Annotated in this window: 28 protein-coding genes; 16 read left to right on the top strand and 12 right to left on the bottom strand. The window is 63.6% G+C overall.

The window, feature by feature from the left end; all coding sequences use genetic code 11:
- Positions 1 to 8 precede the first annotated feature (8 nt).
- Positions 9 to 362 carry a DNA-directed RNA polymerase subunit omega gene (gene rpoZ / locus Q0936_RS13205; protein WP_299142609.1) on the bottom strand — a complete coding sequence of 118 codons (354 nt, stop codon included), beginning with the start codon at positions 360 to 362 and terminating at the stop codon, positions 9 to 11.
- Positions 363 to 434: 72 nt separating this feature from the next.
- On the bottom strand, positions 435 to 1,046 hold the full coding sequence (folK, locus tag Q0936_RS13200; RefSeq protein ID WP_299294982.1) for a 2-amino-4-hydroxy-6-hydroxymethyldihydropteridine diphosphokinase: 612 nt from the start codon (positions 1,044 to 1,046) through the stop codon (positions 435 to 437).
- Between the two features lie 100 nt (positions 1,047 to 1,146).
- Between folK and Q0936_RS13195 the strand changes: the two genes are divergently transcribed.
- The 3 genes from Q0936_RS13195 (at position 1,147) to ispH (ending at position 3,651) form a co-directional block, all read left to right on the top strand.
- Positions 1,147 to 1,719, top strand: a complete 573-nt coding sequence (locus Q0936_RS13195; RefSeq protein ID WP_299142613.1) for an NYN domain-containing protein — start codon at positions 1,147 to 1,149, stop codon at positions 1,717 to 1,719.
- 168 nt (positions 1,720 to 1,887) lie between these two features.
- A complete protein-coding gene (locus Q0936_RS13190) occupies positions 1,888 to 2,625 on the top strand; it encodes a LuxR family transcriptional regulator (RefSeq protein ID WP_299294984.1) in 738 nt (245 codons plus the stop codon).
- A gap of 75 nt (positions 2,626 to 2,700) precedes the next feature.
- Positions 2,701 to 3,651 (top strand): 4-hydroxy-3-methylbut-2-enyl diphosphate reductase, encoded by a 951-nt coding sequence (gene ispH, locus Q0936_RS13185; protein ID WP_299294986.1) that lies wholly within the window; start codon positions 2,701 to 2,703, stop codon positions 3,649 to 3,651.
- A 23-nt stretch (positions 3,652 to 3,674) separates the two neighbouring features.
- On the opposite strand, the gene Q0936_RS13180 is transcribed toward ispH, so the two are convergent.
- The gene (locus Q0936_RS13180) at positions 3,675 to 4,091 is read right to left on the bottom strand and encodes a VOC family protein (protein WP_299294988.1); all 417 of its coding nucleotides are present in this window, start codon (positions 4,089 to 4,091) and stop codon (positions 3,675 to 3,677) included.
- A 49-nt stretch (positions 4,092 to 4,140) separates the two neighbouring features.
- Complete coding sequence (locus Q0936_RS13175) at positions 4,141 to 4,773, bottom strand: HTH domain-containing protein (RefSeq protein WP_299294990.1); 633 nt, start codon at positions 4,771 to 4,773, stop codon at positions 4,141 to 4,143.
- 75 nt (positions 4,774 to 4,848) lie between these two features.
- Here Q0936_RS13175 and Q0936_RS13170 point away from each other — a divergent pair, with 75 nt between their 5' ends.
- The 8 genes from Q0936_RS13170 (at position 4,849) to Q0936_RS13135 (ending at position 9,072) form a co-directional block, all read left to right on the top strand.
- Positions 4,849 to 5,280, top strand: a complete 432-nt coding sequence (locus Q0936_RS13170; protein WP_299294992.1) for an SRPBCC domain-containing protein — start codon at positions 4,849 to 4,851, stop codon at positions 5,278 to 5,280.
- The gene (locus Q0936_RS13165) at positions 5,277 to 5,693 is read left to right on the top strand and encodes a DUF6855 family protein (protein ID WP_299294994.1); all 417 of its coding nucleotides are present in this window, start codon (positions 5,277 to 5,279) and stop codon (positions 5,691 to 5,693) included. Before Q0936_RS13170 ends, Q0936_RS13165 begins: the two co-directional genes overlap by 4 nt.
- 277 nt (positions 5,694 to 5,970) lie before the next feature.
- A complete protein-coding gene (locus Q0936_RS13160; RefSeq protein WP_299294997.1) occupies positions 5,971 to 6,585 on the top strand; it encodes a LysE family translocator in 615 nt (204 codons plus the stop codon).
- A complete protein-coding gene (locus Q0936_RS13155; protein ID WP_299294999.1) occupies positions 6,582 to 7,034 on the top strand; it encodes a YdeI/OmpD-associated family protein in 453 nt (150 codons plus the stop codon). The genes Q0936_RS13160 and Q0936_RS13155 overlap by 4 nt, the downstream gene beginning before the upstream one ends.
- Positions 7,031 to 7,480: a DUF3429 domain-containing protein gene (locus Q0936_RS13150; RefSeq protein WP_299295002.1), complete on the top strand. Its 450-nt coding sequence runs from the start codon at positions 7,031 to 7,033 to the stop codon at positions 7,478 to 7,480. Before Q0936_RS13155 ends, Q0936_RS13150 begins: the two co-directional genes overlap by 4 nt.
- Positions 7,480 to 8,070, top strand: coding sequence for a class I SAM-dependent methyltransferase (locus Q0936_RS13145; protein WP_299295004.1), 591 nt, complete (start codon positions 7,480 to 7,482; stop codon positions 8,068 to 8,070). The genes Q0936_RS13150 and Q0936_RS13145 overlap by 1 nt, the downstream gene beginning before the upstream one ends.
- The gene (rnhA, locus tag Q0936_RS13140; protein WP_299142657.1) at positions 8,063 to 8,518 is read left to right on the top strand and encodes a ribonuclease HI; all 456 of its coding nucleotides are present in this window, start codon (positions 8,063 to 8,065) and stop codon (positions 8,516 to 8,518) included. Before Q0936_RS13145 ends, rnhA begins: the two co-directional genes overlap by 8 nt.
- A gap of 269 nt (positions 8,519 to 8,787) precedes the next feature.
- Entirely contained in the window at positions 8,788 to 9,072 is a 285-nt protein-coding gene (locus Q0936_RS13135) for a hypothetical protein (protein WP_299142661.1), read from the top strand.
- Between the two features lie 101 nt (positions 9,073 to 9,173).
- Here Q0936_RS13135 and Q0936_RS13130 read toward each other — a convergent pair whose 3' ends face one another.
- From Q0936_RS13130 to def (Q0936_RS13110), 5 genes are read right to left on the bottom strand one after another with little or no spacing between them, the layout of a single operon-like run.
- On the bottom strand, positions 9,174 to 9,410 hold the full coding sequence (locus tag Q0936_RS13130) for a hypothetical protein (protein ID WP_299142664.1): 237 nt from the start codon (positions 9,408 to 9,410) through the stop codon (positions 9,174 to 9,176).
- A 5-nt stretch (positions 9,411 to 9,415) separates the two neighbouring features.
- Positions 9,416 to 10,333, bottom strand: coding sequence for a methionyl-tRNA formyltransferase (gene fmt, locus Q0936_RS13125; protein ID WP_299295006.1), 918 nt, complete (start codon positions 10,331 to 10,333; stop codon positions 9,416 to 9,418).
- Position 10,334: 1 nt separating this feature from the next.
- Positions 10,335 to 10,835, bottom strand: coding sequence for a peptide deformylase (gene def, locus Q0936_RS13120; protein WP_299295008.1), 501 nt, complete (start codon positions 10,833 to 10,835; stop codon positions 10,335 to 10,337).
- On the bottom strand, positions 10,835 to 11,335 hold the full coding sequence (gene def, locus Q0936_RS13115; RefSeq protein WP_299295009.1) for a peptide deformylase: 501 nt from the start codon (positions 11,333 to 11,335) through the stop codon (positions 10,835 to 10,837). Before def (Q0936_RS13115) ends, def (Q0936_RS13120) begins: the two co-directional genes overlap by 1 nt.
- On the bottom strand, positions 11,332 to 11,856 hold the full coding sequence (def, locus tag Q0936_RS13110; protein WP_299295011.1) for a peptide deformylase: 525 nt from the start codon (positions 11,854 to 11,856) through the stop codon (positions 11,332 to 11,334). The genes def (Q0936_RS13115) and def (Q0936_RS13110) overlap by 4 nt, the downstream gene beginning before the upstream one ends.
- Positions 11,857 to 11,955: 99 nt before the next feature.
- Here def (Q0936_RS13110) and Q0936_RS13105 point away from each other — a divergent pair, with 99 nt between their 5' ends.
- Entirely contained in the window at positions 11,956 to 13,125 is a 1,170-nt protein-coding gene (locus tag Q0936_RS13105) for a MalY/PatB family protein (RefSeq protein WP_299295013.1), read from the top strand.
- A 54-nt stretch (positions 13,126 to 13,179) separates the two neighbouring features.
- Here Q0936_RS13105 and Q0936_RS13100 read toward each other — a convergent pair whose 3' ends face one another.
- Positions 13,180 to 13,536, bottom strand: coding sequence for a hypothetical protein (locus Q0936_RS13100; RefSeq protein WP_299295015.1), 357 nt, complete (start codon positions 13,534 to 13,536; stop codon positions 13,180 to 13,182).
- Positions 13,537 to 13,754: 218 nt separating this feature from the next.
- On the opposite strand from Q0936_RS13100, the gene Q0936_RS13095 reads away from it, so the two are divergent.
- Entirely contained in the window at positions 13,755 to 14,741 is a 987-nt protein-coding gene (locus tag Q0936_RS13095; protein ID WP_299295017.1) for a glutathione S-transferase family protein, read from the top strand.
- On the opposite strand, the gene Q0936_RS13090 is transcribed toward Q0936_RS13095, so the two are convergent.
- Positions 14,726 to 15,085: a response regulator gene (locus tag Q0936_RS13090; protein WP_299295019.1), complete on the bottom strand. Its 360-nt coding sequence runs from the start codon at positions 15,083 to 15,085 to the stop codon at positions 14,726 to 14,728. The two genes, Q0936_RS13095 and Q0936_RS13090, sit on opposite strands and share 16 nt — an antisense overlap.
- A 186-nt stretch (positions 15,086 to 15,271) precedes the next feature.
- Here Q0936_RS13090 and Q0936_RS13085 point away from each other — a divergent pair, with 186 nt between their 5' ends.
- Genes Q0936_RS13085 through Q0936_RS13075 form a run of 3 tightly spaced genes read left to right on the top strand, consistent with a single transcriptional unit; the run spans position 15,272 to position 18,284 of the window.
- Positions 15,272 to 16,210: a threonine-phosphate decarboxylase gene (locus tag Q0936_RS13085; RefSeq protein WP_299295021.1), complete on the top strand. Its 939-nt coding sequence runs from the start codon at positions 15,272 to 15,274 to the stop codon at positions 16,208 to 16,210.
- Complete coding sequence (gene cbiB, locus Q0936_RS13080) at positions 16,207 to 17,124, top strand: adenosylcobinamide-phosphate synthase CbiB (protein ID WP_299295023.1); 918 nt, start codon at positions 16,207 to 16,209, stop codon at positions 17,122 to 17,124. The genes Q0936_RS13085 and cbiB overlap by 4 nt, the downstream gene beginning before the upstream one ends.
- A complete protein-coding gene (locus Q0936_RS13075; protein WP_299295025.1) occupies positions 17,112 to 18,284 on the top strand; it encodes a lytic murein transglycosylase in 1,173 nt (390 codons plus the stop codon). The genes cbiB and Q0936_RS13075 overlap by 13 nt, the downstream gene beginning before the upstream one ends.
- On the opposite strand, the gene Q0936_RS13070 is transcribed toward Q0936_RS13075, so the two are convergent.
- Entirely contained in the window at positions 18,285 to 21,740 is a 3,456-nt protein-coding gene (locus Q0936_RS13070; protein WP_299295027.1) for an AAA family ATPase, read from the bottom strand.
- Positions 21,741 to 21,811: the final 71 nt, after the last annotated feature.

The raw sequence follows: 21,811 nt of genomic DNA, 5'->3' as shown, positions 1-21,811 counted from the left end.
TAATGGGGTTAACCCTGGCCCTGAGCCGCCATGAGCTGACGCAGCAGCATTTCTTCGGACATGCTGTCCTCGTCAGGCTTGTCCTGCTCGGCACCCATGAGAAGCGCCATGGCGTCCTCTTCGGCCTCGTCCACCTCGATCTGGCTCTGGTTCGATTCGATCAGACGCTCGCGCAGCTCGTCGGCGCTCTGTGTCTCTTCGGCAATCTCACGCAGCGACACGACGGGGTTCTTGTCGTTGTCGCGATCCACGGTGATCGGCGCACCGGACGACACTTCGCGGGCGCGATGCGCGGCGAGCATCACAAGCTCGAAACGGTTCGGAACCTTGTCAACGCAGTCTTCAACGGTCACGCGGGCCATGGGGATGCTCCAGATCAGCAATAAGGGATAGAAGGCGTGTATCTAGGCCCGATTGGCCAGAATGACAAGCCGCTATTGCAGCGGGGTGATGGCCTTCAGATCCGCAGCGGGCAAGCCATCCCGCAACTGCACAACCGTCTTGCGCAGCGCAGGATGCACCCAATCCGGCGCCACATCCGCCAGCGGCACCAGCACAAAGGCGCGCTCGTGCAGACGCGGATGCGGCAGGATCAACTGTCCGGGTGCCTTTTCGCGCTGCTCTTCCAGTGGCAAATTCATCCAGTGACGCAACGTCGGAACGTCTGGCCGCACCAGACCGTCAACGGCCAACAGGTCCAGATCGACGATCCGCTGCCCCCAACGCACCTCACGCCGCCGCCCAAGACGGGCCTCGATCCCATGCAAAATGGCAATCGCCTCCGGTGCCGCCCATGTCGCAGCCACAGAAATCGCTGCATTTACAAAGTCCGGGCCGCTGCCCGCGGGCACCGCTGGCGTGCTGTAAAACGCGCTTTTTGACCGAATCACTGCACCCGCATTTTCGATCTCGGTGACAGCTTTATGTAGGATTTCGGCGGGTGACCCTACGTCAGATGACATGTTTGACCCAAGGGCAATCAGCAGAGTTGATTGGTTTTGAGGCAGGTTTCCGCCGGATTGGCTCTGTATTGCGTCTTGCGACATTTAAAAAACCACCTATTTTTCCGCATACCGTCTTTTCGCGCTTTTACGCATTCACTCACGGAAATCACAGGCGGTACCCGAATTTTCGGAAGGACATTTTATGTTTTACAAAGACGAACGGCTTGCGCTGTTCATTGACGGTTCGAATCTCTACGCCGCAGCCAAAGCGCTTGGGTTCGACATAGACTACAAGCTTTTGCGACAAGAGTTCATGCGCCGCGGCAAGTTGCTGCGTGCATTTTACTACACCGCGCTGCTTGAAAACGACGAGTATTCTCCGATCCGACCACTCGTGGATTGGCTGAATTACAATGGCTTCACCATGGTGACCAAGCCCGCCAAGGAATACACCGACTCCATGGGCCGGCGTAAAGTCAAAGGCAACATGGACATCGAACTGGCTGTAGATGCGATGGAACTGGCCCCACGGGTCGATCACATCGTGCTGTTTTCCGGGGACGGAGATTTCCGCCCCCTCGTGGAAAGCCTGCAACGCCAGGGCGTGCGCGTCTCTGTGGTCTCGACCATCCGCAGCCAACCCCCGATGATCTCGGACGACCTGCGCCGTCAGGCCGACAACTTCATCGAGTTGGACGAACTCAAGGATGTGATTGGCCGTCCGCCGCGCGAACCGATGCCGGATCGCGAAATGCGGATGCAGGCCGAAACCTGACACATCCCCAAAAGACAGAAGCGGGCAGCGGCACTCACGATCCGCTGCCCGTCGTCGTTTCAAAGGTCTTGGTTCTGAAATAGGCGGCGCACGCCAAAAAGACGTTGCGCCACACTGTGTTCTAATTTGTGAGGCGTTGTGCCAACATCCCCCCAATTGGGGGGATAGATGTATCAAGACGCGGCAGAGCTGGAACAAGCCGAAACAATCGAAGAGCTTTGGACCGGTGTTGTCGACTGCCTGCGGCGGTACGGTATCCACCAGGTCATCTACATCACGGCGATTGGTGTGCCTGCGGGCGACACCCGCGTCCTGACCACCTTTCCCGAGCTTTACGAGGGCGCGCGCCCGGATGATGATCCGTTCTTGCTGCATTGCTGCGACAGCTACGACATCACCGCGACCGGCCCCGAATTTCTGCCCGCCTACGACTACCTCACCGAACAGTCGCGCGCCTTTATCGCCACCGCGCGGGCGCACGGGTTCCTGACCGGTTTCGGCATTCCCACCCGGCTGCGCGGGGCCGCGCGCTATGGCGGCTTTAACCTAGGCACGACGCTGGAACGCGATGCCTTCATGGCGCAGATGTGGCCCACGGCCGAACAGTTCCGGCTGTTTTGTCTGCTGATCCACCGCCGCCTCGAAGACCTCGCAGGCCACGGCACCAGCCCTGAGCCCGCCCTGATCGCGCCTGACATGCCCATCTCGCTCCAGGATCTCAGCCCCCGCGAGACCGAGATCATATACCTGCTCGCCCGTGGCATGAGCCGCAAGGAAGCCGCCCGCACCTGCGGCATCAGCCAACACACGGTCGCCGAATACGCCAAGAACGCCTACCGCAAGCTGGGCGTGCGCAACCGCGCCGAAGTGGCCCGGCTGATCTATGCAGGTGCCGACCCCTCCTAGACCCAATTGCCGCGCCCGCCTTTACGCCTGCGCCCGGACACCTTAACTCTGGGCCGACACTGCCGGAGACGTCCCATGACCAAGCCACCGCTGACCCTCTACCTTGCGGCCCCGCGCGGGTTCTGCGCGGGCGTTGACCGGGCGATCAAGATCGTCGAAATGGCCATCGAGAAATGGGGTGCGCCCGTCTATGTCCGCCACGAGATCGTGCACAACAAATTCGTGGTCGACGGCTTGCGCGACAAAGGCGCGGTGTTTGTCGAGGAACTGACCGAATGCCCCGATGACCGCCCGGTGATCTTTTCGGCGCATGGCGTGCCCAAATCCGTGCCCGCCGCCGCACAGGCCCGCGAGATGATCTATGTGGACGCCACCTGCCCGCTGGTCAGCAAGGTGCATATCGAGGCCCAGCGCCACGCCGACAATGGCCTCCAGATGATCATGATCGGCCACGCGGGCCACCCCGAAACGGTGGGCACCATGGGCCAACTGCCAGACGGCGACGTGCTGCTGGTCGAAACGGTCGAGGACGTGGCACAGGTCACCGTGCGCGACCCCGAACACCTCGCCTTTGTCACCCAGACCACCCTGTCGGTCGATGACACCACCGACATCGTCGCGGCCCTGCACAACCGCTTCCCCGCCATTGTCGGCCCGCACAAGGAAGACATCTGCTACGCCACAACCAACCGCCAAGAAGCGGTCAAGGCCATGGCCCCCAAATGCGACGCGATGCTGGTGGTGGGCGCGCCCAATTCGTCCAACTCCAAACGGCTGGTCGAGGTCGGCGCCCGCGCAGGCTGCGCCTATGCCCAACTGGTGCAACGGGCCACCGACATCGACTGGCGCGCGCTGGACGGGATCACCTCCATGGGCATCACCGCCGGGGCCTCCGCCCCCGAAGTGCTGATCAACGAAGTGATCGACGCCTTCCGCGACCGCTACGATGTGACCGTCGAGATGGTGGAAACCGCAGTCGAGAACGTGGAATTCAAAGTGCCCCGCGTCCTGCGCGAACCCGCCTGACAGTATTCCGCGACAGGGGCGCTCTAGTCGTCGCGCCCCGGCTCGCTGGGATCACTGGAAAACAGCGCAATCTTGTTGCCCTGCGGGTCCCGCAGATACCCCACATAGAAATGCGCACCGTATGACGCGCGAAACCCCGGCGGCCCTTCATCCGTTCCACCGGCGGCAACAGCGGCGGCATGCAGCGCGCGCACCTCGCTCTGACGTGACGCCTCAAACGCAACCATGGCCCCGTTCCCAACCGTCGCCCCCTGCCCGTCAAAGGGCGGCTTGACGTAGAAATCCGGGTACACCGGCCGCTCCCCCTCTGCCACCGGCAGGGCAAAGCTCAGGCCCTCAGCCCCCTCTTCCAACCCATAGCCCAATGCAGGCAGGAACGCGGTATAGAACCGCTTGGCGCGGGCCATGTCGTCGGCCCCAACGGTGACATATGAGATCATGCTGCACGGCTCCTTTGCTTTGCCTGCCTACGCCACCCGACGGCCCCACTCAACGCGGCACCGCATCTGGCGGCTCAAACCGCTGGCTGGACATGTTGATGCGCCCCCAATCAGCTTCGGGTATGTGCAGGCCCGTCGCGCCATCATGCACGGACCAACACGCGGCGTCCAATTTCAGACCGATCGGGTGAATGACCTGTTCCGCCTGCGTCGCAAACCGGATCCGCGCCACTGTGCGCGCCGCCACCGCCTTTGCCAATGCCCGCACCCGGTCATTGGCAACCGGTGTGTCCTCAACCAAAACAAATCGCGCCATGGCGTCTGCACTGTGCCGCCGCGTGGTGTCGGGCAGGCTCTCGACCAACTTGGCCCGCGCTTGCCGCGCCGCCTGCTCCAACCCCAGCGCCGCAATCATCGGATTCTGCGCCGCCAGGATCAGGCCCAGCGCCTGCGCCTCATCCCGCGCCAGACCCGTCAAACGGGTCCGATAGTTGAACCCCAACTCGATGCCCCCCTGATTGCCCTGATGCACAACAATCGGCAGCCCCGCCTCGGTCATCGCATCCACATCGCGCAAAATGGTACGCGGCGCGACCTCCAGCTCTTCGGCCAATTGCACCGATGTCTGGCGTCCACGGTTCTGCAAAAGCAACAAAATCTGAAGAAGCCGAGATGCCCGCACAAGCGAATCCTAACATGACAGAAGATGTCATATTAGGGGTGCTAGACCCGCAGGGCGTCAAGATGAGGACACCCAGTGCAAACCCCAAAGCAGACCTACGAAACCCAGATCAAGATCAACGCCAGTTGCGCACGTGTATGGCACACGCTGACCCAGACCATGCCCAAGGCCCCAACAGACTACGGCATCCTGCGCCTGGACGGGGCACTGACCCTTGGTGCCAAAATCAAACTCTGGTCCGAGGTTGCCCCCAAACGGGCCTTTGCCCTGACTGTCACCACCTTCGACGCCCCCACCCGCATGACATGGCGCGGGGGCATGCCGCTGGGCCTCTTTGTTGGAACCCGGCAATTTTCGATTGCACCTGACGGCACCGGCAGCATGTTCGAGATGCGCGAGCAGTTTTCCGGGCCGCTGGCCGGTGTGATCTCCAGCTCCATCCCCGACCTGACACCCAGCTTTGTCAAATTTGCCAACACACTGAAACAAGAGGCAGAACGCACATGACCGACGTCACCTACGGCTCCGGCACCCCCGACGATCCATGGATTCTCAAAACCCCGCCCCTGTCGTCCGAGTTCCTCGCATGGAAGGACGACACCCGCGACCCACCCGCCCTGGTGGTGCAAGTGGGCAAGACCCAGCTTTCCTATCAACTGCGCTGCATCGTGGACGCGCATACGATGCTCAAGTCCCATGGAGACTGGATGCCGCTGGGCAATGCGGACGAGGGCAAGCCGGTCAAGGATGGCACCTTCGAACAGTGGGCGCGCGCCGACGACAACCCTGTGGGCGGGTATTACGGCCTGCGCAAAGGGTACCGGGGCCGGTTTGCCAACTACGTGGCACCCGTGCTCGAACTGTTGGGCTTGGTCGAGCTTGAGCACAACGCCCGCAACAACCGTCTGCGCGCGCTCTAGGCCGCCATGGGGCGGTGGCGGGCCCGGCGTTCAGGCGCCCCGCCACCCCCGTGTTTCGGGTGTGCCGGGGCGCCGCCTGCCTTCGGTGTGCAGCATGTCCCGCCTCTGCTTAACACACGGTAACGCAACCGCACGGCGGCCAAGCCATTCGCTTTACAGGCAAATTACCGAGACCTCTATATCTTATGATTCCACCGCACGCCTTGTCCCCGCGGGGACAGATTGCCAAACCCACCCGCGCGCCCTAGCCTAACCGCATCTCAAAAGGTGGGTTTTCATGCTGTCTCTCCAGTTTCTTCTGACCGCGCTTGTGGTTGTCATCGCGCCGGGAACGGGCGTCATCTACACCCTCGCTTTGGGTCTGGGCCAAGGGCGTCGCGCGGCCTTGTGGGCGGCGTTGGGCTGCACCTTCGGGATTGTGCCGCACCTCGCGGCGGCGACGTTGGGGCTGGCCGCGATCCTTCACACCTCTGCGCTGTTGTTCAACGTGGTCAAGTTCGCGGGCGTGGCATACCTCCTCTATCTTGCATGGGGCAGCCTGCGCAGCGGCGGGGCGTTGGCAATCTCTTCGGACACCAAGGCCGAACCGGGCTGGCACATCGCCCGACGCGGGGCGTTGATCAACATCCTGAACCCCAAGCTGTCGATCTTCTTTCTGGCACTCCTGCCGCCCTTCCTGTCTGGCAATGCGGCCAGCGCGACGCTCGAGATGGCAACCCTCGGCCTCGTGTTCATGGCCATGACCTTTGCGGTGTTCGTGCTCTACGGCGTGTTCGCAGCCGCCGCGCGGCAATGGATCCTCGGGTCCGAAGTGGTGATGCAGTGGCTCTCGCGCAGCTTTGCCGCGATCTTTGCCGCACTGGCCGCCCGCCTCGCGCTGGAGCGTGCATGACACCCGACTGGATCGACTTCGAGGGCATGATCGAACCTCTGGAATGGGGCCGCAACACCTACACCATCCTGCGCATTCCGCCGGACGTGACACGCCGTTTGCCCGAACGCACCAAGAGGGTCGAGGGCGAGTTTGGCGATCATCCCGTGAACCTCGCGCTGACCAAGGCCCCCGTCCTCGAAGGTGTGTTTGTCTATACCGGCAAGTCTTTTCTGCGTGACAGCGGCCTGGAACCCGGCGTCGCCTTCGACGCACGGATCAGGCCGGCTGACCCGGACGCGGTCGACGTCCCCGAAGACGTCACCGCTGCGCTTCATGCCAGCGGTCGCACGGCGGACTGGTCAAAGCTGAGCGCGGGACAACAGCGTGGTCGCTTGCATCTTGTCAACAGCGCCAAAAGAGCAGACACCCGCGCCAGACGTATTGCCGCCCTGATTTCCGAGCTATGACCCCGATCCCACGCGCCCCTCTCCTTCTTGGCCTTGCCGGTCTGATCCCGTTTCTCTGGGGTGCCGTGACCCTGTACAGCACACCGCTGGCGACCCTGGGCGCCGACCTGTTGGGCCCACGTTTTGTCGGCCCCTATATCCAGCTCTTCTATGGCTCGGTCATTCTGTCGTTCATGTCCGGCGTGCTCTGGGGCTTTGCCACCCGCGCAACCGGCCCGCAGGCCGCGACCGGCTATGCCCTGTCGGTCATTCCCGCGCTCTGGGCCTTTTTCATGACGGGGGGTGGTCCAACCGGAGCGGCCACGAACCTGATCTTTGGCTTTGTCGGGCTGTTGATGCTGGACTATGCCTTTGCCCGCTGGGGGCTGACACCTGAATGGTGGATGCGTCTGCGCCTTTTGTTGACGGCCATTGTTGTGGCCTGCCTGACCACGGTGGTGATCTGATGAGCGACCCGGAAACCCTGTCCATCTACGCGGCCAAGGCTGCCGAATATGCCGACCTCGTCAAGATCGCGGACACAGACCCGACACTGTTACGGTTCATCGAGGCTCTGCCCCGCGGGGCCACCACGCTGGACATCGGCTGTGGTCCGGGCTTTGCCGCCGGGGCGATGGCGGCGGCAGGGATGCAGGCGCATGCCTGGGACCCGGTGCCCGAGATGGTCGCCATGGCCGCCGCGCGACCCGGAGTGACCGCAGAGGAACGTACTTATGCGGACCTGACCGCAACAGACGTCTATGACGGCATATGGGCCAACTTTTCGATGCTGCACACGCCGCTGGCAGACTGGCCCGCGCAATTTGCCGCCATCCACCGCGCCCTCAAGCCCGACGGCCTGTTCCACTTTGGCACCAAGCTGGGCGCGGGGCAGTCGCGCGACAAGATCGGGCGGCTCTATTCCTACATGACCGAGGCGGAGCTGACCGAGTTGTTCACCACCACCGGTTTCAACATCACTTACAGCCACACCGGCGAAGAGGCCGGTCTGTCCGGCGAGATCGCGCCCTTTATCGTGGTGCAAGCCCATGCCTGACCTGTTTGCCTATACCGATGGCGCATGTTCCGGCAATCCGGGTCCGGGGGGATGGGGTGCCTTGCTGCGTGCGATGGAGGGTGCGCGCATCGTCAAGGAACGTGAGCTGAAGGGCGGCGAGGCGCAGACCACCAACAACAAGATGGAACTGATGGCCGCGATCTCTGCGCTTGAAGCGCTGGACAAACCCGTCAGCATCACGGTCGTTACCGACAGCAACTACGTCAAGAACGGCATCACAAGCTGGATCCATGGCTGGAAACGCAACGGCTGGAAGAACGCCGCCAAGAAGCCCGTCGCCAATGCCGATCTGTGGCGGCGCCTTGATGAGGCGCAGGCGCGGCACGACGTGACATGGAAATGGGTCAAGGGCCACGCGGGTCATCCCGAAAATGAACGCGCAGACGAGCTGGCCCGTGCAGGCATGGCACCCTTCAAGGGCAAGTGACGCCGGGTCACGAACCGTTTTTGCGCCTGTTTTGACGATCTTTGGCCATCGTCTCACGGCAAATGTTACAAGTTTCCTGACAATCAAGACATTGTTTTAGATGGTTAATTTCGCAGAACAACGCTGCAACGCTCACACATCGCTACCATTTCCATGACAGTTTGTGACCGTTTGGTCCCTTATTGTTACAGACCTTTTCCGCTATCTCTTTTGCAAGACGAACGGCAACGACGCCGATTTACACACAGACCCGCAGAGGAGAATTTGAAATGAAACTGACAGCCAGCAAAACCCCGCTTTTGATTGCAGCCATGGCCACCGCGGTCACCCTGTCCACCTTTGGCCCGGCCAACGCCAATGCCTATTGGGTCAGCGCCGACACCGAAGTCGCCGAGGTGGTGCCTGCGAATTTCAAGCTGAAGGTCAAGAAGCACAAAGCCTTCAAGCACCACAGCTATAAACACCACGGGTTCAAGCACCACGCGCCGAAAAAGAAAAAGCACGTGAGCAAACATGACCTGAAGAAGAAACTGCTGCTGAAAAAGCTCTTCTAACCCAGGGCTCCCCCCTCCCGTTTCAGCACACACGAGGTAGGCGGTTCAGAGGCAACTCTGGGCCGTTTATCTTTTTGAGCCGTTCGTAATTTGCAGCGGCGCTATTTGCGCCAGTGGGTTGGCACAATGATCAGCGCACCCACGGACGCGGCAATGGCGTTGAGGCCGGGGCTGGCAAAGCCAAAGCCGAACATCAGCCGCACAAAGTAAAACAGGAACGCGCCACCGATGCAGATGATGATGGATTGCAGGATGCCGTTGTGGGTGAAGCGGGTTTTCTCGGACAGGTAGCCCACGATGCCTGCGAGAACGACGGTGCCGATCAGGGTGGGGAACATGGGGGTTATCCTTTGGTCTGAAGTCGGGTGCCGGGTGGCAGAGGGTGGCCGCGCAGGAACACCTCTGCATCCTGCGCGCCTTTGCCTGCGCGTTGCAAGCGGGTCAGTTGGACCGCTCCGGTGCCACAGGCCACGGTTATCGCGTCATCGAGCACGGTGCCGGGGGTGCCTGTGCCGGTGCCAAGGCGCGCGCCCAGCACCTTGATCCGTGTGCCGTCCTGTTCGAACCACGCGCCGGGAAAGGGCGACAGGCCGCGGATCATGCGGTCGACATCCGTGGCGGGGGCTGACCAGTCGATCGCGGCCTCGGCCTTGTCGATCTTGTGGGCATAGGTGACGCCCGCATCGGGTTGCGGGGTGGGTGTGAGGTCGGTCAACTGGTCGAGCGTTTGCACGATCATGCGCCCGCCCATCACGGCCAGCCGGTCATGCAGGTCGGCGGTTGTGTCAGTGGCCCCGATGGGCATCGCGTCGCGCAGCAGGACCGGTCCGGTGTCGAGCCCCGCCTCCATCTGCATGATGCAGACGCCGGTTTCGGCGTCCCCGGCCATGATCGCGCGGTGGATCGGCGCCGCCCCGCGCCAGCGCGGGAGCAGGCTGGCGTGGATGTTCAGGCACCCGTGCGCGGGCGCATCGAGGATCGGTTGCGGCAGGATGAGGCCGTAAGCGACGACCACCGCCACATCCGCATCAAGGGCGGCAAATTCGGCCTGTGCCTCGGGGGTGCGCAGGGACACCGGGTGGCGGACGGTGAGGCCCAGTGCCTCGGCGCGGGCCTGCACCGGGCTGGGCCGGTCCTTTTTCCCCCGGCCTGCGGGGCGCGGGGGTTGTGTGTAGACGCAGGTTATGTCGTGGCCTGCGCCGTGGAGCGCATCGAGGGCGGCCACGGAAAAGTCGGGTGTTCCCATGAAGATCAGGCGCATGTCACTTGGCCTTTCGCGCTTTGCGCAGGAGCATGTCGCGTTTCACCCGGCCCAGATTGTCGAAATACATCCGCCCGGCGAGGTGGTCGATCTGGTGCTGGACGGAGCGTGCCTCGAGCCCGGAAAAGTCGCGGCGGTCGATCATGCCCTGAGCGTTCAGAAAGCGCACCGACACGGTGGTCGGGCGCAGGATCTGGGCGTCCACGCCGGGCAGGCAGGGGCTGGCCTCGGTGCCTTTGGCGGTGTCGGGGCCGGTGCTCAGAATTTCGGGATTGGCAAGCAGGATGCGGCGGGAGCGGTCGGGGGTCACATCGACCACGGCAAGGCGCAGCATCACGCCGATCTGCGGGGCGGCCAGACCCACGCCGGAGCCGGGCATCGCGTCCATACTGTCGACCATGTCGGCCCAGATGGCGTGGATGTCGTCGGTGATTTCGGCCACGTCTGCGGCGGGGGTGCGCAGCCGCTTGTCCGGCCACATGACAAAGGGGCGGATGGGCATCAGGGGGCCTCTTGGTAGTCTGCGATGAGGGCGGCGCGCTGTGTCGTGTCGACACGGTCGAGTGTCATGATGCCGTCGAGGTGATCCAGTTCGTGCTGCGCGCACAGGGCGGCAAAACCCGTCAGTGTTTCGTCGTGGACCAGCCCATCGAGGTCCGTCCACACCATGCGCACGGTTGTCGGGCGCGTGACCTGAGCCGTCACACCGGGCAGCGACAGGCAGCCCTCGCCGCCCGTCTCGTGGATCTCGCCACGGTCGAGAATGTCGGGATTGATGCACACCATCGGGGTGCGCGCGCCGTCTTTCCAACCGGGGCCCATCACGAACATGCGCAGCGTCTCGCCCACCTGGGGGGCGGCCAAGCCACGGCCCGGTGCGTCATACATCGTGTCCAGCATGTCAGCCGCCAGCGTGCGGATCGCCGGGGAAATCGCGTCAACCGGGGTGCAGACGACCGACAGGCCGGGGTGTGGCCATGTCAGGATCGGGCGCAGGCTCATGCCTTTTCGCGGGCGCGTTCGCGTTTCAGTTTGACCATCTTGCGCGTGATCATCTGACGCTTGAGCGGCTTGAGATAGTCGATGAAAAGCTTGCCGTCCAAATGGTCGATCTCGTGCTGGACGCAGGTGGCCCAGAGGCCGTCCATCTCTTCGGTTTGCTCCACACCGTCGCGGTCGATCCAGCGGACCTGCACCTGTTTGGGGCGGGTGACGTCGGCGAATTGCTCGGGGATGGACAGGCACCCTTCTTCGTAGACGTTCTGTTCGTCGGACACGGCCACGATTTCGGGGTTGAACATGATCAGCGGGCGGGGTGCCTCGGTGTCGAGCTTGACGCAGTCGAGCACGATCAGCCGGTCGAGCACACCCACCTGCGGCGCGGCCAGACCGATGCCCGGCGCGTCGTACATCGTTTCCAGCATGTCATCCGCCAGTTGCCGCAGGTCGTCGGACAGGTCAGCCACGGGTGCCGAGCTTTTCTTGAGGCGGGGATCGGGGTGCAAGATGATCGGGCGTTTCATGCCTTGCATTTAGGACAAGCGGGGCCGGGCCGCAATGTCCCCTTGCGCTTGGCCGCGGGCGCGCTAGCCTGCGGCGAAACCAGATACCGGAGATCCCACATGAGCTTTGACGACCTGATCGACCGCCGCGGCAGCCATTGCGTGAAGTGGGACATGATGGAGGACATCTATGGCGTGCCCACGGACACCGGACTGGCCATGTGGGTGGCCGACATGGATTTCCGCCCGCCCCAGCCGGTGCTGGATGCGGTGCAAGGCCAGGTCGATCACGGGATCATGGGTTATTTCGGGGACGACAGCAAATACCGCGCGGCGATCCAGTGGTGGATGGCCGAACGGCATGGCTGGCAGGTCGAGGCGGACCACATCTTTACCACGCACGGGCTGGTGAACGGCACGGCGATGTGCGTCGACACATTCACATCGCCGGGTGACGGTGTGGTCCTGTTCACGCCCGTTTACCACGCCTTTGCCAAGGTCATCAAAGCCAACGGTCGCCGCGTGGTGGAATGCGAGATGGTGCAGGCGAACGGCCGTTACGAGATGGATTTCGACGCCTATGACGCCCAGATGGACGGGTCCGAGCAGATGGTCATCCTGTGTTCGCCGCACAACCCCGGTGGGCGCGTCTGGACCAAGGCCGAGTTGGAAGGCGTCGCAGCCTTTGCCAAGCGGCACGATCTGATCCTCGTGTCGGACGAGATCCACCACGATCTGGTCATGCCCGGCCACACCCATATCCCGATGACCCATATCGAGGGCATTGCCGACCGGCTGGTGATGATGACCGCCACCACCAAGACGTTCAACATCGCGGGATCCCATTCCGGCAACGTGATCATCGCAGACCCCGACCTGCGGGCAAAATTCGCCGCACGGATGGCCGCGTTGGGCCTGTCGCCCAATTCCTTTGGCCTGTTCATGGCGACCGCAGCCTATTCACCAGACGGTGCCGCATGGGTCGACGGGCTGGTCGACTATCTGGATGGCAACCGCCGCCTGTTCGACGCAGGCGTGAACGCAATCCCCGGCCTCAAGTCCATGGCGTTGGAAGCGACCTATCTGTCCTGGGTGGATTTCGAAGACACCGGCATGACCCGCGAGGAGTTCACCCGCCGGGTCGAAAAAGACGCCTGTATCGCGGTCAACCACGGGCCGACCTTTGGCAAGGGCGGCGACAGCTGGCTGCGATTCAATATCGCCACGCCGCGCGCCCGCGTCGAGGAAGCGGTCGAACGGTTGGCCAAGGCCTTTGCCGATTTGCAGTAAGGCGGCGCTCCTGAAAACAGCAGGGCAAGTGGATTGCCCTGCGCCTCGCTGGCGTTAGTCCACGCTGTTGGTCAGCAGGGCCACCGGCGCGTTTTCGGCCTGAACAAAGTCCAGTGCGGGCCGTTCGGCCACGGCCGTCAAACGCTTGAATTCATAGCGCATTTCGCCCGCCTCTTCGTCGGAGGCGACGATCAGACACTGGAACAGGTGGATCGCGCCATCATAAAGGTCGACGTAGCCGCGCAGATGCGGCGCGGCTTCGGCCTGCATGGAAAACCCGGTTTTCCACATGCGCAGCACAGGATAGGTCCTGCCATCTGCGGACAGGCGCAGGCGCGATGCGGATTTCAGTGATTGCAGGCGCGCGCTGTCCAGCCCGGCTTGCACTTCTTTCGGTACGAATGTCGTCATGACAAACCTTCCTTTCCATCCCCACACTGCAACATGGCGCAGCGACCGTGACGATCCAGTTAAATCCGTGTGACAGGCTTGTGACTCTTTTGGGTTGTGGCCATCGGGTGACTCTGGTCGGTCGTGTGCATGTGCGCAGGCTGGGTGCGCGGGCCGCCCCCTTGGACACGATGTCAGGCAGGGCTAGGTCGAGGTAAGCACCAGACAGGAGAGATGGCATGGGTTTGTTGGTAGACGGCGTTTGGCACGACCAGTGGTACGACACGAAGTCGAGCGGCGGCAAGTTTCAGCGCAGCCAAGCCAAGTTCCGCAACTGGATCACCGCCGATGGCAGCGCGGGACCATCCGGCACCGAAGGGTTCAAGGCGCAAAGCGGGCGCTATCATCTCTATGTGTCCTATGCCTGCCCCTGGGCGCATCGCGCGCTGGTGTTCCGGGCATTGAAGGGACTGGCCGATCACATCAGCATTTCGGCGGTGCATCCCGACATGTTGTCCGACGGCTGGACGTTTGAAGCGGACGACGCCGGGGCGACGGGGGATACGATTTATGGTTTGCCGTTTGCACGCGACATCTACACCAAGGCCGATCCGGTGTTTTCGGGCCGCGTGACGGTGCCGATCCTTTGGGACAAAGAGCGCGAGACCATCGTGAGCAACGAAAGTTCCGAGATCATCCGCATGTTCAACAGCGCCTTTGACGGGATCACCGGCAACACCGATGACTATTGGCCCGAAGAGATGCGCGACGCCATCGCACCGGTAAACGACCGCATTTACGACACGCTGAACAACGGGGTTTACAAGTCGGGCTTTGCCACGACGCAGGCCGCCTATGATGACGCGGTGCATCCGCTGTTTGACACGCTGGAATGGCTGGAGGCGCGGCTTGCCACGTCACGCTATCTGATGGGGGATCGGCTGACCGAGGCGGACTGGCGTTTGTGGACGACGCTGGTGCGGTTCGACGCTGTGTACCACCTGCATTTCAAGTGCAATCGCAAGCGGTTGGTGGATTACCCGCACCTGTGGGCCTATACCCGCGAGCTGTTCCAGGTGCCCGGCGTCGCCGGGACGGTGAACATGGGGCACATCGTGCGCCACTATCACTACAGCCACGAAAGCATCAATCCGCATCGCATCGTGCCCATCAATCCGGTGCTGGATTTTGATGCCCCGCATGGGCGGGATCAACTGACGCCGTAGTGTTCGACCATTGCCGCGAGGTCTTCGGGTGGGGTGCCTGCGGGTACAAAAGCGCAGGCGTTGCTGGCGTGGTTGAAGATCGAGCCGTCTGAAAAGAAGGTGGTGTCCGTCACAAAGATCACGCGGGCATCGGGTTGGCGAAAGCTGGCGAAATCGGCCACGGCCAGCGCGCTGCCCTGATCCAGCACAAGATCCAGAACGATGATGTCGGCCTTGTGCTGTGCCAGGTGATCGACGGCGGCGTCCTGGCTTTCGACGTGGGTCACGGCATAGCCCTGCCGTTCAAGGTGCCTGCTCCACACGGTGCCAAGCTCTGCCCGGCTTTCGACGATGAGTACGTCCATTTTCTCTCCACAACCCGCGTCACCCGGCCCCTTGGGCTCGGTAGATGTTCCTATTCTGTTAACAAATGATTAATGACCTGAAAATCGAATTAACGTATTCACAAAGCCTTGAAAAACGCGCGGCAATCCGCTTTTTGCAGGCGTATTGACGCCGATATTGGCAGATCGTGGACAGGAGGCTTGCACGTGGCACAAAAACGCGACCACGGCGGCGGGCTGGATGCTGCTGTTGCCAGGTATGGCGGGCGGCGCGACATGTGGGTGGACCTGTCGACGGGAATCAATCCCGAACCCTATCCGGTTGAGATGCCCGCAGCGGATGCGTGGACGGCATTGCCCGATGAGAACCGTGCTGCGCGGCTGGTGACGGCGGCGCGCCGCTTTTGGTCGGTGCCAGACGGGGCTGCGGTGTTGGCCGCACCGGGTGCGTCGGCGTTGATTTCACAGATACCGCGGCTGGCCGCACCGGCAACGGTGTGCATCCCCGCGCCTACGTACAACGAACACGCCGCCGCCTTTGCACAGCACGGGTGGACGGTTGCACCGGATGGGCAGGCACAGGCGCGGGTCGAGGTGCATCCGAACAATCCAGACGGAAAAGTATGGAGCGGGAGTGATGCCCGGGCCGACCTGCACATCATCGACGAAAGTTTCTGTGACGTGATGCCGGAGGCCAGCCTGATCGGGCGCGCCACGCGGCCCGGCACCCTGATCCTAAAGAGCTTTGGGAAATTCTGGGGGTTGGCCGGCCTGCGGTTGGGCTTTGCCATTGGTGATCCGGCGATGATCACGCGGCTGGCCGATATGTTGGGGCCGTGGCCGGTCTCTGGACCAGCGCTCGACATTGGGGCGCGGGCGCTGGAGGATATCGATTGGGCAGCGGCCACGCGCGCGCGGCTGGCAGAGGATGCCAAACGGCTGGACGGGATGTTTGACGCCAAAGGGGCTGCGCTGATCGGTGGTACGGACCTGTTTCGGCTGTACCGTGTTGATGATGCGCAGGCTTGGCAGGACCGGTTGGCACGCGGGCATGTCTGGAGCCGCACCTTTCCATACGCATCCGACTGGCTTCGTATCGGACTGCCACCCGCCACGCGCTGGGGTCAAGTTGAGGCGGCGCTTTGACGGCGATCCTGCTTGCGGCGGCCATGGCGTTGGATGCCCTGGCGGGCGAGCCGCGCTGGCTGTGGGCGCGCGTGCCGCACCCCGCGGTGCTAATGGGCCGACTGGTTGGGGCCTTGGACCGACACTGGAACGCAGCACCTGCGCAGCGGGCCAAGGGGGTTGCGGCACTGGTTGTCCTGATGAGCGCCGGATTGTTAATCGGTCTGGCGCTGTCGCAACTGGGCGGTCTGGTCAGCATTCTGATTGCTGCCGTATTGCTCGCTCAGAAGTCGCTGGTCCAACACGTGCGCGCCGTTGCTGATGGTCTGCGGCTGTCGGATAGGGCGGGACGGCGGGCCGTGGCGATGATCGTCAGCCGCGATGTCAGCACAGCGACACCATCCAGCATATCCCGATCCGCCATCGAAAGCCTGTCAGAGAATTTCAGCGACGGCGTCATCGCCCCGGCGTTCTGGCTCCTGGTGGCGGGACTGCCGGGGATCATCGTCTACAAAATCGTGAACACAGCCGACAGCATGATCGGGTATCTGACCCCACGCCATGCCGCCTTTGGCTGGGCGGCGGCGCGGATGGATGACGTGTTGAACTGGATCCCTGCCCGACTGACAGCGGCATTGATCGCGGGTGCGGGTGGCAGCCTGCGGCATTGGCAAGAGATCGTGCGTGACGCGGCCCTGCACCGGTCGCCCAACGCGGGCTGGCCCGAGGCCGCAATGGCGCAGGCCCTGGGCATCGCACTGGCCGGGCCGCGCAGCTATGACGGGCAGATGCAGGATCTGGCCTGGGTCAACGGGGACGGACGGCACACACTGGGACCGGCGGACATTGACGCCGCCATCCTGATCGTGTGGAAGGCATGGGGACTGGCGCTGTGCGCCATTGTTTTGATTGGAGGATTTTCATGGGTGTTTTGAGAAATTGCGCAGCCGCGCTGGCGTTGCTGGCCCTGCCCGGACTGGCGGCGGCGCAGTGCGGCGGATCATTTTCCGCGTTCAAATCCGGCCTCAAATCCGACGCCGTCGCACGCGGCATTCCACCCGCAACAGCGGACCGGTTTCTGGCCAGCGTCCGGCAGGACCCCGCCGTGCTGAAGGCCGACCGCGCGCAAGGCGTGTTCCAACGCCCCTTTATCGACTTTTCCCGGCGGCTGATTTCGCAAGGCCGCATTGACGCAGGCCGGGCCAAGGCACGTCAATTTGCCAGCGTGTTCGATCGGATTGAGCGGTCATACGGACTGGACCGGAATGTGTTGTTGGCGTTCTGGGCGTTCGAGACGGATTACGGTGCGTTTCAGGGTAATTTCAACACGGCCAACGCGCTGGTGACGCTGGCGCATGATTGCCGCCGTCCCGATCTGTTCCGCCCGCAGGTCTTTGCCGCGATGGAACTGTTTGCGCGCGGTGCCTTCGACCCGGCGCGCACCACCGGTGCCTGGGCTGGCGAAATCGGCATGGTGCAGATGCTGCCCGCCGATATTCTGGAGAACGGCGTGGACGGCGATGGCGACGGGGCCGTGCGGCTCAAAAGCTCGGCCCCCGACGCGCTGATGTCGGGCGGCAAGATGTTGCAGCATTTTGGCTGGCGCGCGGGTGAGCCGTGGTTGCAAGAGGTTGTGATGCCTGCCCAGATGGATTGGAGCGTCAGCGGGTTGAGCACGGTCAAATCATCTGCGGACTGGCAAAAACTGGGTGTGCAGGCGCGGCAGGGGTCCTTGGCCAACTTGCCTGCGTCGTTGATCCTGCCGCAGGGGCACAAGGGACCTGCGTTCCTCGCTTATCCGAATTTCAACGTGTATTTCGAGTGGAATCAGTCATTTACCTATGTTTTGACGGCTGCCTATTTCGCCACCCGTCTGGGCGGCGCGCCAGTCTATGACGCGGGCAATCCCGATCAGGGGCTGGGACCGGATCAGATGAAGCGGTTGCAGCAGAAGTTGCAGGCCCGCGGTTATGATGTGGGCAAGATCGACGGCATTCTGGGGTCCGGAACGCGTGCGGCGGTTCAAGCCGAACAGAAGCGGCTGGGCTTGCCTGCGGATGCGTGGCCGACGCCTGGGCTGCTTGGACGCCTGTGATCAGGCGACCATCGTTTCCGCCTTTTTCAGGTCGACCGAGACAAGCTGACTGACGCCCTGTTCGGCCATGGTGACGCCGAAGAGCCGGTCCATGCGCGCCATGGTCACCGCGTGGTGCGTGATGATCAGGAACCGCGTGTCGGTGCGGCGGCACATCTCGTCCAGCAGGTCGCAAAAGCGCGTGACGTTTGCATCGTCGAGCGGCGCGTCGACCTCGTCCAGCACACAGATCGGCGCGGGATTGGCGAGGAACACCGCAAAGATCAGCGCCATCGCCGTTAGGGTCTGTTCGCCGCCTGACAACAGGCTGAGGGTCGACAGTTTCTTGCCCGGCGGTTGGCACATGATCTCGAGGCCGGCCTCGAGGGGATCGTCGCTTTCGACCATCACGAGGTTCGCCTCACCACCGCCAAAGAGGTGCGTGAAGAGCAGGGAAAAGTTCGAGTTCACCTGTTCAAACGCAGTCAGCAGACGCTCGCGCCCCTCGCGGTTGAGGCTGGCGATGCCGCTGCGCAGGGTCTTGATCGCTTCTTCGAGGTCGGCCTTTTCGGCGACCAGTGTGTCGTGTTCGACCTGCACCTCTTTGGCGTCTTCCTCGGCGCGCAGGTTCACGGCACCCAGTGCGTCGCGCTGGCGTTTGAGCCGGTTCACATCGGCCTCGAGCGCCTCGGTGCCGGGGATGTCGTCGGGCGCCATGTCGAGCGTGCCGAGCAGTTGGTTGGGCGTCACCTGCGCCTCGTCTGCGATGCGTTCGGCGGCATAGGCCACGGTTTCGCGGGCGGCTTCGGCGCGGGCTTCGGATCCGGCGCGGGCCTCGCGGGCTTCGGAGGCGAGACGTGCGGCCTCGCGTTCGGCCAGTGTTGCGTCGCGCAGTTTGCCTTCGGCCTCAGACAGCGCATTGGTTGCGTCGGCCTTGCGGGCCTCGGCGCGGGCGATCTCTTCGCCCAGAGCGGCGCGTTTGGCGGCCAGTTCGCCGGGGGTGGCCTCGGCCACTTTCAGCTCGGCTTCGGAGTTTGCCTTGCGCTCAACCAGTTCGGCGGTGCGGCGTTCGGCGGTTTCGAGACGGTGCTTCCAGCCGCTGATCTCCTTGGTGATCTCTTGTGCGCGTTTGATGCGTGCCTCGCCGGTGCGGCGCAGATCGTCATGGGCAGAGCGGCGCGACATCATGGTGATGCGCGCGGCCTCGACCGTCATGCGCAGGTCGTCAGCTTCGGCCCGTGCGGCGTCGAGATCAGGCAGGTCGGCCAGCGCCGTGTCCGCCTCGGCAACCCGCGCGCGGGCGGCCATTGCGTCCTCTTCGTGGCGGGTCACGGCGAGGCCCAGCGACTCCAGACGGCCCTGTGCCAGGTTGCGGTCCGCCTCGGCGCGGCTGAGGGCGCGGGCGGCGTCGGCGACCATGCGGTCCGCCTCGCGGCGGGCGTGGCGGGCGCGTTTGTCGGCCTCGGTCAGGTCGGCCATGCGGGCGGTCAGCGCCTCGTGGGCCTGCCGTGCGCCATCGGCGCGCGAGGTGGCGCGCTCCAGCGATTGTTTCAATTCTTCCAAGCGGTTGAGCTGTTGCAGGCGCAGGGCTGCGGCGCTCGGCGCATCCTCGGCCCAGGCGCGGAACCCGTCCCAGCGCCACAGGTCACCCTCGGGCGAGACCAGCCGTTGACCCGGCTGCAGAAGGGGCTGCAAACGGGCGGCATCATCGGCGTCACACAGGCCAATCTGGCCCATCCGGCGCACCAGCACATCCGGCACCGACACATGCGCCGTCAAGGGCGTGACGCCATCTGGCAAGGGCTGTGGCACATCGTAGTCGGGCAGCACGGTCCAGCCCGACGGGCCATCCGCGTCAACCTCGGGCGCGCGCAGATCATCGGCAAGCGCCGCGCCTAACGCCTTTTCAAAGCCCTGTTGCACTTGCAGCCGGTCGAGGATCTGGCCGCCCTCGGCAGTGTCGCGTTCCACCAGTTTGGCCAGCGCACCCGCCTCGGCCCGCAGCGCGTTCATCTCGCCCTCGGCCTCGGAGCGTTCGGCGCGGGCATCCGCCTCGCGGGACTGGGTTTCGGCGCGGGCCTCTTCGGCAGCCAGCAAGGTCTCGTCCGCCGCACGCGCCGTTGCCTCAGCCGTGGCTGCGGCGGTTTGCGCGGCCTCGAAATCGGTTCCGGCCTTGTCGAGCGCGGCCTGGCTGTTGGCGACGGCGGCACGCGCCTTGACCGCTTCGGCCTCTGAACGCTGTTCAACTTTGCGGCTGTCCTCAAGAAGGCGTTGCGCAGAGCCGTGACGCGCGGCCAGACGGGCCACATCCTCGGTCTTTTCCGACTGGTCGGCCTCGCGGGTTTGCAGGACCTGCCCCGCCTCGCGCGCGGCCTCGGATGCGGCGGCGAGCAGTTCGGTATGACCCTCGCTGGCCTTGGCAATCTCGCCTGCTTCCCATTCCAGACGTTCGATGGTTTCGCCCGCATCGCGGTTCAGACCACCCTCGCGGTCGATGTCGCGGCCCAGTTGGGCAATCCGCTGGGTCAGGGTTTCGATGGTCTGGGCCGCTTGCCGTTCCTGATCGCTGAGCGTGTCCCGCTGGACCGCCAGACGTTGCAGGACGGCGGCGGCAATCGCCTCTTCCTCACGCAGGGGCGGCAGCGCGTCCTCGGCGGCCTGCCGGGCCTTGGCGCTGATCTGAACTGCGCCTTCGGCTTGAGCCGCGGCGGTGGTGCGGGCGCGCAGATCCTCGTCGGCCTTGGCGCGCGCCTCGTCCGCCTCGCGCCAGCGCCGGTACAGCAGTTGCCCTTCGGACAGGCGCAGTTGTTCGCCGATTTCGCGGTAGCGGGCCGCTTGCCGGGCCTGACGCGCCAATTGGGCCAGTTGCGCCGCCAGTTGTTCGATCACGTCGTCGACGCGAGCAAGGTTCTGTTCCGCGCCCTTGAGTTTCAGCTCCGCCTCGTGGCGGCGTTGATAGAGGCCCGAAATGCCTGCGGCCTCTTCGAGGATGCGGCGGCGATTCTTGGGTTTGGCGTTGATCAGTTCCGCGATTTGCCCCTGACGGACCAGCGCGGGCGAATGTGCGCCGGTTGAGGCGTCCGCAAACAGCATTTGCACGTCGCGGGCGCGCACATCCTTGCCATTGGTTTTGTAGGCGCTGCCCACGTCGCGGGTGATACGCCGGACGATTTCAAGCGTGTCCAGATCATTGAACCCGGCGGGCGCCAGCCGCTCGGAATTGTCCATGTGCAGGCTGACTTCGGCGAAATTGCGGGCCGGACGGGTGGCCGCACCGGCAAAGATCACGTCCTCCATCCCGCCGCCGCGCATGGCCGTGGGACGGTTTTCGCCCATCACCCAGCGCAGCGCCTCAAGCAGGTTGGATTTACCACAACCGTTTGGACCCACGACGCCGGTCAGACCATCAGCGATGATCAGATCGGTGGGATCGACAAAGGATTTGAACCCTGTGAGCCTGAGTTTCGAAAAGCGCAAGATATGGTGCCCGTGCTGTGGATACTGGGCTGGTATCGTGAGCGGTGGCGGGCACGTCTGTCAACGACTTA

Source organism: uncultured Tateyamaria sp. (assembly GCF_947488715.1).
Taxonomy (GTDB): Bacteria; Pseudomonadota; Alphaproteobacteria; order Rhodobacterales; family Rhodobacteraceae; genus Tateyamaria.
The sequence above is the reverse complement of the archived record's forward strand: the minus strand, read 5'-3'. Positions and strand labels throughout refer to the sequence as shown.

What these genes read in the sequence shown, in the direction of transcription:
- rpoZ (WP_299142609.1), bottom strand. Translation starts at nt 362, where the DNA reads ATGGCCCGCGTGACCGTTGAAGACTGCGTTGACAAGGTTCCGAACCGT.
- folK (WP_299294982.1), bottom strand. Translation starts at nt 1,046, where the DNA reads ATGTCGCAAGACGCAATACAGAGCCAATCCGGCGGAAACCTGCCTCAA.
- Q0936_RS13195 (WP_299142613.1), top strand. Translation starts at nt 1,147, where the DNA reads ATGTTTTACAAAGACGAACGGCTTGCGCTGTTCATTGACGGTTCGAAT.
- Q0936_RS13190 (WP_299294984.1), top strand. Translation starts at nt 1,888, where the DNA reads ATGTATCAAGACGCGGCAGAGCTGGAACAAGCCGAAACAATCGAAGAG.
- ispH (WP_299294986.1), top strand. Translation starts at nt 2,701, where the DNA reads ATGACCAAGCCACCGCTGACCCTCTACCTTGCGGCCCCGCGCGGGTTC.
- Q0936_RS13180 (WP_299294988.1), bottom strand. Translation starts at nt 4,091, where the DNA reads ATGATCTCATATGTCACCGTTGGGGCCGACGACATGGCCCGCGCCAAG.
- Q0936_RS13165 (WP_299294994.1), top strand. Translation starts at nt 5,277, where the DNA reads ATGACCGACGTCACCTACGGCTCCGGCACCCCCGACGATCCATGGATT.
- Q0936_RS13160 (WP_299294997.1), top strand. Translation starts at nt 5,971, where the DNA reads ATGCTGTCTCTCCAGTTTCTTCTGACCGCGCTTGTGGTTGTCATCGCG.
- Q0936_RS13155 (WP_299294999.1), top strand. Translation starts at nt 6,582, where the DNA reads ATGACACCCGACTGGATCGACTTCGAGGGCATGATCGAACCTCTGGAA.
- Q0936_RS13150 (WP_299295002.1), top strand. Translation starts at nt 7,031, where the DNA reads ATGACCCCGATCCCACGCGCCCCTCTCCTTCTTGGCCTTGCCGGTCTG.
- Q0936_RS13145 (WP_299295004.1), top strand. Translation starts at nt 7,480, where the DNA reads ATGAGCGACCCGGAAACCCTGTCCATCTACGCGGCCAAGGCTGCCGAA.
- rnhA (WP_299142657.1), top strand. Translation starts at nt 8,063, where the DNA reads ATGCCTGACCTGTTTGCCTATACCGATGGCGCATGTTCCGGCAATCCG.
- Q0936_RS13135 (WP_299142661.1), top strand. Translation starts at nt 8,788, where the DNA reads ATGAAACTGACAGCCAGCAAAACCCCGCTTTTGATTGCAGCCATGGCC.
- Q0936_RS13130 (WP_299142664.1), bottom strand. Translation starts at nt 9,410, where the DNA reads ATGTTCCCCACCCTGATCGGCACCGTCGTTCTCGCAGGCATCGTGGGC.
- fmt (WP_299295006.1), bottom strand. Translation starts at nt 10,333, where the DNA reads ATGCGCCTGATCTTCATGGGAACACCCGACTTTTCCGTGGCCGCCCTC.
- def (WP_299295008.1), bottom strand. Translation starts at nt 10,835, where the DNA reads ATGCCCATCCGCCCCTTTGTCATGTGGCCGGACAAGCGGCTGCGCACC.
- def (WP_299295009.1), bottom strand. Translation starts at nt 11,335, where the DNA reads ATGAGCCTGCGCCCGATCCTGACATGGCCACACCCCGGCCTGTCGGTC.
- def (WP_299295011.1), bottom strand. Translation starts at nt 11,856, where the DNA reads ATGAAACGCCCGATCATCTTGCACCCCGATCCCCGCCTCAAGAAAAGC.
- Q0936_RS13105 (WP_299295013.1), top strand. Translation starts at nt 11,956, where the DNA reads ATGAGCTTTGACGACCTGATCGACCGCCGCGGCAGCCATTGCGTGAAG.
- Q0936_RS13100 (WP_299295015.1), bottom strand. Translation starts at nt 13,536, where the DNA reads ATGACGACATTCGTACCGAAAGAAGTGCAAGCCGGGCTGGACAGCGCG.
- Q0936_RS13095 (WP_299295017.1), top strand. Translation starts at nt 13,755, where the DNA reads ATGGGTTTGTTGGTAGACGGCGTTTGGCACGACCAGTGGTACGACACG.
- Q0936_RS13090 (WP_299295019.1), bottom strand. Translation starts at nt 15,085, where the DNA reads ATGGACGTACTCATCGTCGAAAGCCGGGCAGAGCTTGGCACCGTGTGG.
- Q0936_RS13075 (WP_299295025.1), top strand. Translation starts at nt 17,112, where the DNA reads ATGGGTGTTTTGAGAAATTGCGCAGCCGCGCTGGCGTTGCTGGCCCTG.